The organism is Inquilinus sp. CAU 1745, assembly GCF_039839375.1.
Lineage (GTDB): Bacteria > Pseudomonadota > Alphaproteobacteria > DSM-16000 > Inquilinaceae > JBDOQU01.
The window spans coordinates 213,678-227,653 of sequence record NZ_JBDOQU010000005.1; the positions used below are offsets into that span (position 1 = coordinate 213,678).

General features: G+C 65.7%; 14 protein-coding genes. 9 read left to right on the forward strand and 5 right to left on the reverse strand.

Annotated elements, in window-relative coordinates; translation table 11 throughout:
* Nucleotides 1-8: 8 nt before the first annotated feature.
* Nucleotides 9-1,832, forward strand: a complete 1,824-nt coding sequence (gene glmS / locus AAFN89_RS08670) for a glutamine--fructose-6-phosphate transaminase (isomerizing) (RefSeq protein WP_347538041.1) — start codon at nt 9-11, stop codon at nt 1,830-1,832.
* On the opposite strand, the gene ruvX is transcribed toward glmS, so the two are convergent.
* Nucleotides 1,819-2,298 carry a Holliday junction resolvase RuvX gene (ruvX, locus tag AAFN89_RS08675; RefSeq protein WP_347538043.1) on the reverse strand — a complete coding sequence of 160 codons (480 nt, stop codon included), beginning with the start codon at nt 2,296-2,298 and terminating at the stop codon, nt 1,819-1,821. The genes glmS and ruvX overlap by 14 nt on opposite strands.
* A 110-nt stretch (nt 2,299-2,408) precedes the next feature.
* Between ruvX and gatC the strand changes: the two genes are divergently transcribed.
* The 4 genes from gatC to AAFN89_RS08695 are packed head-to-tail and all read left to right on the forward strand — an operon-like array spanning nt 2,409 to nt 6,806.
* Nucleotides 2,409-2,696 carry an Asp-tRNA(Asn)/Glu-tRNA(Gln) amidotransferase subunit GatC gene (gatC, locus tag AAFN89_RS08680; protein ID WP_347538046.1) on the forward strand — a complete coding sequence of 96 codons (288 nt, stop codon included), beginning with the start codon at nt 2,409-2,411 and terminating at the stop codon, nt 2,694-2,696.
* Complete coding sequence (gene gatA / locus AAFN89_RS08685; RefSeq protein ID WP_347538048.1) at nt 2,696-4,183, forward strand: Asp-tRNA(Asn)/Glu-tRNA(Gln) amidotransferase subunit GatA; 1,488 nt, start codon at nt 2,696-2,698, stop codon at nt 4,181-4,183. Before gatC ends, gatA begins: the two co-directional genes overlap by 1 nt.
* A gap of 23 nt (nt 4,184-4,206) precedes the next feature.
* Nucleotides 4,207-5,670 (forward strand): Asp-tRNA(Asn)/Glu-tRNA(Gln) amidotransferase subunit GatB, encoded by a 1,464-nt coding sequence (gene gatB, locus AAFN89_RS08690; protein WP_347538050.1) that lies wholly within the window; start codon nt 4,207-4,209, stop codon nt 5,668-5,670.
* A gap of 2 nt (nt 5,671-5,672) precedes the next feature.
* Nucleotides 5,673-6,806 carry a PLP-dependent aspartate aminotransferase family protein gene (locus tag AAFN89_RS08695; protein ID WP_347538052.1) on the forward strand — a complete coding sequence of 378 codons (1,134 nt, stop codon included), beginning with the start codon at nt 5,673-5,675 and terminating at the stop codon, nt 6,804-6,806.
* A 3-nt stretch (nt 6,807-6,809) separates the two neighbouring features.
* On the opposite strand, the gene AAFN89_RS08700 is transcribed toward AAFN89_RS08695, so the two are convergent.
* Complete coding sequence (locus AAFN89_RS08700; RefSeq protein ID WP_347538054.1) at nt 6,810-7,703, reverse strand: DMT family transporter; 894 nt, start codon at nt 7,701-7,703, stop codon at nt 6,810-6,812.
* Between the two features lie 170 nt (nt 7,704-7,873).
* Between AAFN89_RS08700 and AAFN89_RS08705 the strand changes: the two genes are divergently transcribed.
* Nucleotides 7,874-8,785: an AraC family transcriptional regulator gene (locus tag AAFN89_RS08705; RefSeq protein WP_347538056.1), complete on the forward strand. Its 912-nt coding sequence runs from the start codon at nt 7,874-7,876 to the stop codon at nt 8,783-8,785.
* Here the strand turns inward: AAFN89_RS08705 and AAFN89_RS08710 are convergent, their stop codons facing one another.
* A complete protein-coding gene (locus AAFN89_RS08710; protein WP_347538058.1) occupies nt 8,786-9,988 on the reverse strand; it encodes an MFS transporter in 1,203 nt (400 codons plus the stop codon).
* Between the two features lie 115 nt (nt 9,989-10,103).
* On the opposite strand from AAFN89_RS08710, the gene AAFN89_RS08715 reads away from it, so the two are divergent.
* A complete protein-coding gene (locus AAFN89_RS08715) occupies nt 10,104-10,889 on the forward strand; it encodes a helix-turn-helix transcriptional regulator (protein WP_347538060.1) in 786 nt (261 codons plus the stop codon).
* Nucleotides 10,890-10,893: 4 nt separating this feature from the next.
* Here AAFN89_RS08715 and AAFN89_RS08720 read toward each other — a convergent pair whose 3' ends face one another.
* Entirely contained in the window at nt 10,894-11,130 is a 237-nt protein-coding gene (locus AAFN89_RS08720; RefSeq protein WP_347538062.1) for a hypothetical protein, read from the reverse strand.
* 346 nt (nt 11,131-11,476) lie between these two features.
* Entirely contained in the window at nt 11,477-12,283 is an 807-nt protein-coding gene (locus tag AAFN89_RS08725) for a Crp/Fnr family transcriptional regulator (protein ID WP_347538064.1), read from the reverse strand.
* 389 nt (nt 12,284-12,672) lie between these two features.
* Between AAFN89_RS08725 and AAFN89_RS08730 the strand changes: the two genes are divergently transcribed.
* Nucleotides 12,673-12,939, forward strand: coding sequence for a NepR family anti-sigma factor (locus tag AAFN89_RS08730; RefSeq protein ID WP_347538066.1), 267 nt, complete (start codon nt 12,673-12,675; stop codon nt 12,937-12,939).
* A gap of 47 nt (nt 12,940-12,986) precedes the next feature.
* The gene (locus AAFN89_RS08735) at nt 12,987-13,562 is read left to right on the forward strand and encodes a sigma-70 family RNA polymerase sigma factor (protein WP_347538068.1); all 576 of its coding nucleotides are present in this window, start codon (nt 12,987-12,989) and stop codon (nt 13,560-13,562) included.
* Nucleotides 13,563-13,976 lie beyond the last annotated feature (414 nt).

The window sequence follows — 13,976 nt, forward strand, 5'->3', positions numbered from 1 at the left end:
GGAAGGCCATGTGCGGCATCATCGGAATCCTGTCGGAAACGCCCGTCGCGCCGAGGTTGGTCGACGCGCTGAAACGGCTGGAATATCGCGGCTACGATTCCGCCGGCATCGCGACCCTGGTCAACGGCCATATCGACCGCAGGCGGGCGGAGGGCAAGCTGGTCAATCTCGAGGCCCGGCTGGCGTCGGAGCCGCTGGCCGGCGACGTGGGGATCGGCCATACGCGCTGGGCCACCCATGGCCGTCCGAACGAGACCAACGCCCACCCCCACGCGACCGCCCGCGTCGCGCTGGTCCATAACGGGATCATCGAGAATTTCCGTGAATTGCGGGAGGAGCTGGAGGCGCGGGGCCACCGTTTCGAGACGGAGACCGACAGCGAGGTCGTCGCCCATCTGGTGACGGATTTCCTCGACCGCCAGATGACGCCGAAGGAAGCCGCCGCCGCCACGCTGAAGCGGCTGGAGGGGGCCTTCGCGCTCGCGATGATCTTCACCGGGGAGCACGACCTGATGATCGGGGCCCGGCGCGGCTCCCCGCTTGCGGTCGGCCATGGCGACGGGGAGATGTTCCTGGGCTCCGACGCCATCGCGCTCGCCCCCTACACCAACCGCATCTGCTATCTGGAGGAAGGCGACTGGGTAGCGGTCTCGCGCGGCGACGCCGTGATTCACGATGCCGACGACCGTCCCGTCACCCGCCCGGTCAAGCAGACGACCCTGTCTGGCGCGCTGATCGGCAAGGGCGACCATCGCCATTTCATGTTGAAGGAGATCCATGAGCAGCCGGGCGTCATCGGCGACACGCTGACCACCTACGTCAATCCGCTGACCCGCTCGGTGACGCTGCCCGACCTGCCGTTCGACCTCGCCTCGGTTGGCAAGGTGACGGCCGTCGCCTGCGGCACCGCCTATCTGGCGGCGATGGTCGCGAAATACTGGCTTGAGCAGACCGCCCGCCTGCCGGTCGAAATCGACGTGGCCTCGGAATTCCGGTACCGCGAGGCGCCGATGCCGAAGGACGGGGTGGCGCTGTTCGTTTCCCAGTCGGGGGAGACGGCGGACACGCTCGCGGCATTGCGTTACGCCCGGTCGCAGGGTCAGCGCATCGTCTCCGTCGTCAACGTGCCGGAAAGCTCCATCGCGCGGGACAGCGACGTGGTGCTGCAGACACTTGCGGGACCGGAAATCGGGGTCGCCTCGACCAAGGCCTTCACGACCCAGCTTACCGTCCTGGCCGTCTTCGCCATCGCCTGCGCCCGCGCGCGGGGCGAGATCACGGCCGAGCGGGAGGCGCAGCTGGTGACGGCGCTGACCGAGATTCCGGCCCGCATCGCCGATGTGCTTGCCCATGCTGGCGCGATCGAGGCTATGGCGGAGAAGGTGGCCGAGGCGCGGGACGTGCTCTATCTGGGGCGCGGCACCGCTTATCCGCTGGCGCTGGAGGGGGCGCTGAAGCTGAAGGAAATCTCCTACATCCATGCCGAAGGCTACGCGGCGGGGGAGATGAAGCACGGGCCGATCGCCCTGATCGACGAGACGGTGCCCGTCATCGTGCTCGCCCCCCGCGACGCCGTCTTCGACAAGACCGTCTCCAACGTCCAGGAGGTCATGGCGCGGGGCGGCAAGGTGATCCTCTTCTCAGACGCTTCCGGCGTGGCGGCGGTCGGCGGCGGCGCGACGGCCGATCTGGCCCTGCCGACGGTCGACCCCTTCGTCGCCCCGATTCTCTACGCCCTGCCGGTCCAGCTCCTGGCCTATTACACGGCTGTCCTGAAGGGGACGGATGTCGACCAGCCGCGCAATTTGGCGAAAAGCGTCACGGTCGAATGACCGGCTGGCGGCAGAGGAAGTCCAGCGCGCCTTGGAGGATATAGGCAGCGGCGGCCGTGTCGATCTGCTTGGATCGTTTCTTCCGGCTCATGTCGGCGGTGATCATGGCCCGCTCGACCGCCATCGTTGACATGCGCTCGTCCCAGAAGGCGATCTCGATCTCCCTAAGCTCCAGCAGATTGCGCGCGAACTGCCGGGTGGACTGGGCGCGTGGACCCTCCGACCCGTCCATGTTGACCGGCAGGCCCAGGATCAGCCCGCCGACCTCGCGCGTATCGACATAGCCGAACAGTTCCCGCGCGTCGGCCGTGAACTTCGTCCGGCGGATCGTCCCGATCGGCGAGGCGATGGAGAAGCCGGCGTCGGAGATGGCGACGCCGATCGTCTTCTCCCCCAGGTCGAGGCCCAGGAGACGGCGGCCGGCGGGGATGTTTTCCCGCAGGTGCTCAATGTTGCGGACAGCCATGTCGGGTGCTACCTTCCGCGCCGTTTTTCGGCCTCAACTCAACGATCTTCCGATGGTCTCGCGTGGGGGAAATCCCGCGCGCGCCGTTCCGGACGGAGACACCTAGCATCATGTCGCTCGACAAGGCCACCGTGGCGAAGATCGCCCACCTGGCCCGCATCAGAATGCCCGATGAGGATTTGGATCCGATGGCCAGTGAGCTGTCGAACATCCTTCAGTTCGTGGAGCAGCTTTCGGAAGTCGACACCAATGGCGTCGCCCCGATGACCAGCGTCGCGGCGCAAGGGCTGCGGCGGCGGGAGGACCTGGTGACGGACGGCGGGATTCAGGAGAAGGTGCTGGCGAACGCGCCGGAGAAGGCGAGCGGATTCTACGCCGTGCCGAAGGTGGTCGAGTGATGTCCGAACTGACGAATCTAACCCTGGCCGACGCGCGGGATAAGCTGGCGGCCAAAGAGATTACCTCCGTCGAACTGACGGAGGCCCATGTCGCGGCGGTGGAGGCCGGACGGTCGCTGAACGCCTTCGTGACGGAGACGCCGGAAAAGGCGCTGGAGATGGCCGAGGCATCGGACGCTCGGCGCCCCAAAGGCGAAGCCGGCGCCATGGAAGGGCTGCCGATCGCGATCAAGGATCTGTTCTGCACCGAAGGCGTCCAGACGACGGCTGGCAGCCACATATTGGAAGGTTTCAAGCCGACCTATGAATCGACCGTTACCGCCAATCTGTGGCGCGACGGCGCGGTGATGCTGGGCAAGCTGAACATGGACGAGTTCGCCATGGGCTCGGCCAACATCACGTCGCATTTCGGCGCGGTGAAGAACCCGTGGAAGCGGTCCGACGGGTCGAACGCGGAACTGGTGCCCGGCGGCTCTTCGGGCGGGTCGGCCTCGGCCGTCGCCGCGCGGATGGCGCTGGCCGCGACCGGCACGGACACCGGCGGCTCCATCCGGCAGCCCGCCAGCTTCTGCGGCATCGTCGGGATCAAGCCGACCTACGGCCGCTGCTCGCGCTGGGGCGTCGTCGCCTTCGCCTCCTCGCTGGACCAGGCGGGGCCGATGACCCGCACCGTCCGCGACGCCGCGATCATGTTGGGATCGATGGCCGGCTTCGATCCGAAGGATTCGACCTCCGTCGACAGGGAGGTGCCGGATTTCGAGGCGGCGCTGACCGGCGACGTGCGGGGGCTGAAGGTCGGCATCCCGCGCGAGTACCGCATCGACGGCATGCCGGCGGAGATCGACCGTGTCTGGCAACAGGGGATCGACTGGCTGAAGGATGCGGGGGCGGAGATCGTGGACGTCTCCCTGCCGCACACGCGCTACGCGTTGCCGGCCTACTACATCGTCGCGCCGGCGGAGGCGTCCTCCAACCTCGCCCGCTATGACGGCGTCCGCTACGGCCTGCGGGTGCCGGGCAAGACGCTGAACGAGATGTATGAGAACACGCGGGCCGAGGGCTTCGGGCAGGAAGTCAAGCGCCGGGTCATGATCGGGACCTATGTGCTGTCCGCCGGCTATTATGACGCCTATTACCTGAAGGCCCAGAAGGTCCGGACGCTGATCGCGAAGGATTTCGAGGAAGCTTATCGGCAGTGCGACGTGGTGCTGACGCCGACCGCGCCCTCGACCGCCTTCGCCATCGGGGAGAAGCAGGATGACCCGATCGCGATGTATCTGAACGACGTGTTCACCGTGCCGGCCAGCATGGCCGGGTTGCCCGGCATCTCCGTGCCGGCGGGGCTTGGCGATGACGGCCTGCCGCTTGGCCTGCAACTCATCGGCCGGCCGTTCGATGAGGAGACGGTGCTGAAGGTCGCGGGCGTCATGGAAACCGCCGCGGGCTTCACCGCGCGGCCGGCGGCGCTTGCTGCGGAACCGGCGTAGGATTGGGGACGGGAAGAAAGATCATGGCGACGCAGCCGGTCATTGAAGGCAGCAGGGGCGAGTGGGAGATGGTGATCGGGCTGGAGGTCCACGCCCAGATCATCTCCAACGCCAAACTTTTCTCCGGCGCGGCGACCGATTTCGGCGCCGAGCCGAACAGCCAGGTCAGCCTGGTCGACGCCGCGATGCCGGGAATGCTGCCGGTCATCAACGAGAAGTGCGTTGAGCAGGCGGTCCGCACCGGTCTGGGCCTGAAAGCCCAGATCAACAAGGTCTCGGTCTTCGACCGGAAGAACTATTTCTACGCCGACCTGCCCCAGGGCTATCAGATCAGCCAGTACCTGCATCCGATCGTGGGCAAAGGGGAGATCATCCTGGACCTGCCGGACGGCGTCTCCCGCACGGTCGGCATCACCCGGCTGCATATGGAGCAGGACGCCGGCAAGTCGCTGCACGACCAGCACCCGTCCTTGACCTATGTCGACCTCAACCGGTCCGGCGTCGCGCTGATGGAGATCGTGTCGGAACCGGACATGCGCGGGCCGGAGGACGCGGCGGCTTACTTGCGCAAGATGCGGGCGATCCTCCGCTATCTCGGCGCCTGCGACGGCAACATGGAGGAAGGCTCCATGCGCTGCGACGTCAACGTCTCGGTCCGCCCCGTCGGCTCCAACGAATTCGGCACGCGGACGGAGACGAAGAACGTCAACTCCATCCGCCATGTCATGCAGGCGATCGAGTATGAGGCCCGCCGCCAGGTCGAATTGCTGGAGGAGGGCGGGGAAATCGTCCAGGAAACCCGCCTCTGGGATCCCGGCAAGGGCGCGACCCGGTCCATGCGCAGCAAGGAAGACGCGCACGACTACCGCTACTTCCCCGACCCCGACCTGCTGCCTCTGGAACTGACAGACGATTATATCGAGGCCATCCGCAAGACGCTGCCGGAACTCCCCGACGAGAAGAAGCAGCGCTTCATGGATCAGCACGGGCTCAGCCTCTACGATGCCGGCGTTCTGGTGGCGGAGCGGGCGCGGGCCGATTTCTATGAGGCGGCGGCCAAGGGCCGTGACCCGAAGCTGGCGGCCAACTGGGTCATCACCGAACTGTTCGGCGCGCTGAACAAGGGCGGCCACGACATCGACGAAAGTCCCATCTCCGCCGACCAGCTCGGCGGCCTCATCGACTTGATCGCCGACGACACCATCTCCGGCCGCATCGCCAAGGATGTGTTCGCGGAGATGCTGGCGACCGGCAGGGACGCCGGCGTGATCGTGGAGGAGAAGGGGCTGCGCCAGGTGACCGACACCGGCGCCATCGAAGCCTCGATCGACGAGGTGCTGGCCCGCAACGCCGACAAGGTCGAGGAATATCGCGGCGGCAAGGACAAGCTGTTCGGCTTCTTCGTCGGCCAGACGATGAAGGCGACCCAGGGCAAGGCCAACCCGGCGCTGGTGAACCAGATCCTCAAGAAGAAGCTGGACGGTTGAGAATGGCGGAACATCGGCCGGAGACGCTGGCGGCCCGCGCGGACGGGTATGTCTGCCGGGAGACCGGGGCGGTGACTCCGCCGATCCACCCCAGCAGCACATACGCGCGCGACGAGCAGTACGAGAAGATCGGCGGCCATCGCGGCTACAGCCGTGACGACAACCCCACCTACGACGTCGCCGAACAGCTTTTGGCGAAGCTGGAAGGCGGGGCGGCGGCGAAGCTGTTCGCCTCCGGCATGGCGGCGATCGCGTCGGTCTTCCAGGCGCTGTCGCCGGGCGACCATGTGGTGGTCGGCCGCGACATGTATTTCGGCACGTCGAAATATCTGCGGGAGATCGCGATCCCCTGGGGGCTGGAGATCGAATTCGTCGATACGGCCGATCTGGAAGCGGTCGAACGCGTGGTCCGTCCGGGCGCGACGAAGCTGGTTTATATCGAGACGCCGGCCAACCCGACCTGGAAGATCACCGACATCGCGGCCGTCGCCGCCATTGCCCATGCCGCCGGCGCGGCCCTGGCGGCGGACAGCACCACGGCGTCTCCGGTCATCACCCGGCCGATCGAACATGGCGCGGACCTCGTTATCCATTCGGCGACCAAATACCTCAACGGTCATAGCGACGTTCTGGCCGGCGCGGTGGTCGCCGCGCGCGAGGACGCGCTGTGGGAGCGTATCGGCAAGTGCCGTTTCCTAGCCGGCGGCATCCTGGGGCCCTTCGAGGCGTGGCTGCTGCTGCGCGGGATGCGGACTCTCTATGTCCGGGTCCGCCACGCCAGCGACAGCGCCATGCGCATCGCCCGACATTTCGAAGGACACAAGGCGGTGGCGCAGGTCTGCTATCCCGGCCTGCCGGAATTCCCCGGCCACGATATCGCTGCCCGTCAGATGACCGGCGGCTTCGGCGGAATGCTGTCGCTGCGCCTGGCCGGTGGCGGCGAGGCGGCGGTCGCCATGATCAGGAAGGTGAAGCTGTTCGTCCGCGCCACCTCTCTCGGCGGCGTCGAAAGCCTGATCGAACACCGCGCCACGATCGAGGGCGAGGACAGCGACGTGCCGGCGGACCTGCTGCGCCTCTCCGTCGGGCTGGAGGCGGTGGAGGATCTGATCGCCGATCTCGAGCAGGCCCTCTAGCCTCTAGGCTGTCTTCGTCGTCCGTCCGCGAAGGGGCGGCGCGAAGATGACCAGGTTCCCCAGCAGGATCAGCGGCAGCCCGGCGATGGCGGCCGGCGTCCAGACATAGCCCTCCAGCAGGGTCGACACGGTCAGCGCCACCACCGGGAACAGCACCGTCGCATAGGCGGCGCGATCCGCGCCGATCCTGCCGACCAGCGTCAGGTAGGCCAGGAAGGCCAGCACTGATCCGGGTATGGCTAGGTAGAGCAAGCTGAGGATATAGGCCGGCGTTAGCTCGATCCCGAAGCCTCCGCCGCGCACCAGCGCCAGCAGGGTCAGGAAGGCGGCTCCCCAGCTCATCCCGCGCGCCACCACGTTCGGCAAATCCAGCCCGCCGCGCGTCGCGCGCAGTGACACCAGATTGCCCAGCGAGAAGACGAAGGTGCCGCCCAGCGCCAGGGCGATCCCCAGCGGTACTGTCGCCGCCATCTCCATCTCTGCGAAATCCGCCCCGAATAGCAGCGCGATGCCGGCGATCCCCAGCGCCGCGCCCGCCAGCATCCGCGCTGTCGGCCGCTTGCCCAGGAACGCCCATTGGTTGAAGGCGTTGAAGACCGTGGCGGCGGAGAACAGGACGGAGACGATGCCGCTGGCGATGTACTGCGTCGCCTCGTAGACCAGCACGAAATTGAGGCCGAACAGGCTGACGCCCATCAGCGCGAACCAGAGATGCTGGGCCGGCCGCGCCCGTTTCAGCCGCCCTGTCGCCGCCAGCCACGCCCACATGACCAGCGCGGCCACGATGAAGCGATAGCAGATGGACGCTTCCATCGGCACCGGGCCGATCTGCAGCTTGATGGCGTACCAGGTGAAGCCCCAGGCGAAGACGAGGCCCGCGAAAAGAACAGGAGTCATGGCGACCGACCTTTAGTGACGTTGGGCGCGGTTATCGCCTCCGCGGCCGGTCCCTGTCTGTCCGTTTCTTGCGCGGCTTGTCATGATCTTGCTGAAAACACGCCCGCGCGTCTTGCTCCGGCAGCCGTCGGATGTTTTCCTGACGCTGGTCAATCGGCATATCTATTGGGATGAACGCGCCCCTCCTTCACGGCTACACCGTCTTCGACCAGCTTCGGCGGGAAGGCGTGCCCCTGCGCGCCTTTGCCCATCTGGGCGACGCGGTGGCCGCTGCGCTGTGGGACCGGGACGAGGTCGTGCAGACCAGCTATCGCGATCCCGGCCACCATACGCTCAGCCTCTATGTCGAAGGGGGCTACGGCATCAGGCGGCGGCGCGACGACGGAATCCTGGGCAGCGAGGGCGCCGGCAGCATCTGCCTGATGCCGTCCGATCTGACCACCCATTGGGATGTCAGCGGCCCAGTGCGGCTGTTCCATCTCTACATTCCGCGCGCCGCCTTCAACCGCGTGGTGGTCGAGGCGCTGGACGCCGACCCCGCCACGGTCGCACTGCGCGACGCCACCTATTTCCACGATTCCTACATGGAGACGGCGATCCGCGGGACGGTGCTGCCGCTGAACTGGGACGAACCGGCCGACCGGCTGGCGGTCAGCCATGCCAGCCAGATGCTGCTGACCTATCTCGCGTCGCGCTTCACCGACAGGGGAGGGCGGACACTCGCCGTCCGGGGTGGCCTGTCGCCCACCGCCCTGCGCCGCGTCGTCGATTTCATGGACGCCAATCTTGATCAGCCTCTGGCGATCGGCGATCTGGCGGCGGTCGCCGGCCTCAGCGCCTATCACTTCGCCCGGATGTTCAAGCGGTCGACGGGTGAAAGCCCGCATGGCTTCGTGCTGCGCCGGCGGGTCGAAAGGGCGAAAAGGCTGATCGAAACCGGCCGCGACTCCCTGGCGGACATCGCCGTTTCCTGCGGCTTCAGCGGGCAGAGCCACTTCACGGCCCGCTTCCGTCAGGTTGCCGGGGTCACGCCGGGCCAGTATCTGCGGGCATCGGGCGCTTCCTCGCGCCCTGAGCGGTGATCACGAGCCGGGGCGTTCTACCTGGGGAAGAAGCGCCGCGAGGAAGCCGATCGCGGGCAGGAAGGCGCAGACCTGGTAGACGAACTCGATGCTCGTCCAGTCCGCGAGCACGCCGAGAAGCGCCGCGCCCAGCCCGCCCAGGCCGAAGGCGAGGCCGAAGAACATGCCGGAGATCATGCCCACGCGCCCCGGCACCAGCTCCTGCGCATAGACGACGATGGCCGAGAAAGCCGATGAAATCACCAGCCCGATCACGACGCTGAGCGCAATCGTCGCCGGCAGGCCGACATAGGGCAGGACCAGCGAGAAGGGCAGCACGCCGGCGATCGACCCCCAGATCACGGCCTTGCGGCCGATCCTGTCGCCGACGGGACCGCCGATGAGCGTGCCGGCCGCGACCGCCGCCAGGAAGACGAAGAGGTAGATCTGCGACTGCGCCTCGGACACGGCGAAGCGATGCATCAGATAGAAGACGTAATAGCTCGTGAAGCTCGCGAGATAGAACCATTTCGACAGGATCAGGCAGAACAGGACGCCCAGCGCGCCGCCCACTTGCCGGCGGGTCAGGTCGATGCCGGCGCTGGCCCGGCCGCGCCCCGCCGACCGGGTGTGCCTGTTGCGGCTGTACCAGTTGCCGACCCAGGTCAGGATGATGATCCCGCCCAGCGCGGCGATGGCGAACCAGGCCAGGCTCTCCTGCCCCCGAGGGAGGACGAAGAACGCGATCAGCAGCGGGCCGAGCGAGGAGCCGACATTGCCGCCGACCTGGAAGATGGATTGCGCCAGCCCGTGCGCTCCGCCGGAGGCGAAACGGGCAAGGCGCGAGGATTCCGGATGGAAGATCGATGAACCGACGCCCAGCAGCGCGCCGCCCGCCAGCAACTCCCCGTAGGACGAAGCGAAGGCGAGAACGAGGAGGCCGAGGAGCGACGACGCCATGCCCACAGGCAGTGAATAGGGTTGAGGCCTGCGGTCCGTATAGATGCCGACAAGCGGCTGAAGCAGCGAGGCGACGAGCTGATAGGTCAGCGTCAGCAGCCCGATCTGCGCGAAGCTCAAATCGAACTCGCTCTTGAAGATCGGATAGGCGGCGATGACCAGCGACTGCATCATGTCGTTGAGCAGATGGCAGAAGCTGGCCGCGCCGAGGACGGTGAACGCAGTCGCGTCGGCCTTCGGCCGATCGATGACGACTTCACTCACTGGACTGATCTCCTTGGAACCGGTCGAGGCGACGCCCTTGTCGCGCCGGGCATCAAGCACTCATGGACAGGATTTTGCCACCGACGTAGGGTCATTCACTTACGAGAGTGGGCCAATGAGCGTTCTTGATCTCGCCGAACCGACCTTCCGCGACGACGACATACCGCGTCCCGTCGTTGCGAAAGGCTTCGACTATCCCGACGGCCACGTCACCAGGCCGCACTGGCACCGGCGCGGCCAGCTCCTCTATTGTTCGACCGGCGTGGTCATGGTCACCACCCCGGCCGGCGCCTGGATGATGCCTCCGCAGCGCGGCATGTGGATTCCGCCGGAAACCGTCCACGATGTAAGGATGCTGGGCCCGGTCAGGATGCAGAGCCTCTATCTTGAGCCGGCGGCGGCCCGAGGCATGCCGGAGCGATGCGAGGTGGTTGGCATCCCGCCGCTGATGCGGTCGCTCCTCGCCGCCGCCGTGACGCTGCCTAGTGAGTATGATTACGACGGGCGCGACGGCGCGCTGATGACGCTGATCCAGCATGAGATACAGCTCCTGCCGCCGCTCCCGCTGTCGCTGCCCCTGCCGTCCCATGAGGTTCTCGCCGACCGCTGCCGCGCGTTCGTCCTCAGCCCGACATCGCACGACACGATCGACGATTGGGGCCGGGGCCTCGGCATGTCGCGCCGGACCTTCACACGCCTGTTCCGTCGCGAGACGGGGTTGAGTTTCGTGGAATGGCGGCAACAGGCCTGCCTGATGGCGGCGTTGCCGCGACTGGCCGCGGGCGAGCGCGTGACGATTGTCGCGATCGATCTGGGCTACAACAACCCGGCGGCGTTCACGGCGATGTTCAAGCGGGCGCTCGGATCATCGCCGCGATCCTATTTCGAACAGCACAGATGAGGCGCTAGTTGGCGATCTGCATCTTCGGGGGACGGCCGCGACGGCGGCGGGTCTCCGAAGCCAGCGCGATAACCGCGCCGTCGCCCCGTCCTTCGCCGGAAACGCCGCGCAGTTCCTTCAGGCAGCGCTGAAGGTTGAAGACTTCCCGCCGGTCCTCCCGGTCCCAGACATCCATGCAGCTCAGCTTGATCTCAACCAGGTCGATCAGCGTCTCGAGCGTGGGCTTCGACAGGGTCATCATCGCTTATCCTCATGGGTCCGATGGTGGTGCATCCGCGATCGGAGAGTGAGGTCGTCAGGGTTAAGCAAGTGCTAACGGAAATGCTTAAATCGCCAATGCGCGAAATATTTTGGTCTCATTGGATCGATGATTAACCACGAACATGAAGAAGCCCGCTCCCTGGTCGGAGGGAGCGGGCTTCATGGCTAAGCTGTCGATGGCAAGGGGGGTGGGAGGCAGGGGCCTTCACCATCAACGGCCGCCATTGGCTATTCTGCCCACCATAACTGTGCCGCTTCGGCACTTGTTCCAAGCGATAATGCGCGGGGACCTTTTTTGTCACCGGGCTTGCGAAAAAGGATAAGGGTCAGGTGAGGACAGCGCCGTTCTCCAGCGCCTCGAGTTGCCGCTCCACCCGCCGCGGCGGCGGCCCGGCATGCAGGAAATGCTTCTCGAAATCAGCCGTCTTTTCCAGCGCCGCGAGATCCGGGATGACGATGCGTCCGCCATCCAGCTCGATCAGCCCCTCCTGGCGAAGACGCCGGAGGGTCCGGTTCACATGGACGATGCTGAGGCCCAGCACGTCTGCCAGCACCTCCTGCGTGACCGGCAGTTTGAACGACTTGCCGGGCGCCGACTTGACGGTGCGCAGGCGGTAGAGAAGTTCCAGGAACAGATGGGCCATGCGCTCATAGGCCGACCTGCGGCCGATGCTGGCGACCCGTTCGGCGATGATCGATTCCTCCCGCGTGGTGCACCACGACAGGGCGGCCGCCAGGCGCGGGAATTGGGCGAACAGTTCGATGATCCGGTCCGGCTCGAAATGTGCGGCCTTCACTTTTGTCAGGGCGGAGACGGAATGGTCGCTCTGGGCGAAGAGCAGGCTCTGGACGCCGACGAAATCGCCCGGCAGCACGAAATTGATGATCTGGCGGCGGCCGTCCGACAGATCGCGGTGCCGGATCGCCCAGCCTTCCGTGACGATCATGACCTTGGCTATGGGTTCGCCTTCCCTCATCAGTTCGACGCCGGGACGGCAATCCACCCTTGTCCTCTGAAGGTCCGCCAGCAGGCTCTTTTCAGCCTCCGACAGCGGGAGGAACACCTGCAGCTTCAGTTCCAGCGGGCCGTCCGGGAAACTCGTCAGGCGGCTGACGGGGGCGTTCTTGTCCATGGTCTTCTCGTTCGACCGGCCTTCCAACGACTCCATGCTATTTCGACCGCCGGAGGAGACAAGAACGACCATGGATCGAACCTCAAAAAAATGGGACCGCGTCCTTGCACCGGCGCGGCCCCAAAAGTGTGCAGGGAGGCTAAGGGAAGCCAGTGCCGTATTGGCACCATATTCAGAACACCAGGAAGCCGGACTGGTTCCCCTGCGCTTTTCATGAAACCTTCCCGGTTTTAGTACGTTTGGGATTAAGTGCTTGCTCCAGAAGAGAATTGGCGTTTGAAGGTTCCAGGAGCGCCTGACGGATTTCGGGTCGAACAGAAGCGGGAAAATGGCGCATGGATGGCGTCGACGCCAAGGCTGGATGGGGAAGAGGGCTCCAGGAGATATCCATGAAGCGCCGGAAAGCCGGACGTCCCAAAAATGATCTCGCTTCCGTACGGGCGCGCTCCGGGCGTGTCCCTGGGCGCGTCGTTGATTTTGAGGCGGCGCGGGAACAGCGGAAAACCGGCAGTTTCGACCTCTGGCTCGACTACCGGCTGAAGGAGATGTACGGCGCGGTGGTCGAGGAGCCGCTGCCCGACGATTTGAAGGCACTTGTGGATAAGCTGACGGAGGACCACTCTTCTAGAGAAGAAGGCGACGACGAAGACCGCTGAGAAACCCGTCTGCTGGACGGGATAAGAATGACGCTTGGAGGCAACAGATGACCCAGAGCTTTAATGATGAGTTGATCGGCACGATCCCTCATCTCCGCTCGTTCGCCCGGTCGCTTGCCGGCGATGCCGATGTGGCGGACGATCTGGTCCAGGATGCCGCGACCCGGGCGCTCGCCGCCCAGCGGCAGTTCACGCCGGGCACCAATTTCAAGGCCTGGATTTTCACCATCCTCCGCAATCTGCACGTCAACAACCTCCGTCGGCGGAAGTTCCGCGCCGAACCGCTGGAAGCCGTTTCGCCTGAGATGTGGTCCGTCCTGCCCCGCCAGGACGCGCAGCTTGAGATGGACGATTTCCGGCGCGCGCTGGCCCGCCTGTCGCCCGAACAGCGGGAGGTCCTGATCCTCGTCGGCGCCAGCGGCTTCAGCTACGAGGACGCGGCCCAGATTTGCGAATGCGCCGTCGGCACGGTCAAGAGCCGCCTCTCCCGCGCCCGCCGCGACCTGTTCAAGATCCTGTCGGGCGACCAGTTGAGCCGCCGGGAGGTCACCCCCCAACGCCCGCTGGAGACCCCGAGGCTATCCGCCCGGTCGACGGCGGCTACCCGCAAGGCAACTGGCTGACCTTCTTCTTGGTCATGCTGGAAATTGGTCCAGCATGTCTTTGTTTTTGTTGGTCATTCCGGACTTGATCCGGAATCCATAGGCCCTCGCCAGATTCGACATCGTATGGATGCCGGATCAAGTCTCATAGGCGCTAACTTTGAGGCGCGGACCCAACTTCGCCCTCTCCTGCGAAGCGGGGGAGGGATCGACGTATACGTCGATCCCGCGCCGTAGGCGTGGGGAGGGTGGGGGTGTTCGGGGTACCAGCGCCGCCGTCGGCTTCAAAACCCTCACCCTCCCACCGCTTCGCGGCGGGCCCCTCCCTCTCCCGCAGAGCAGGAGAGGGGAAAATTACGACCAAAGTTAGCGCCTATGGGATCAAGTCCGGCATGACGAACGGAGAAGAAGCCTCCTCACCTTGAGCTTGTCGAA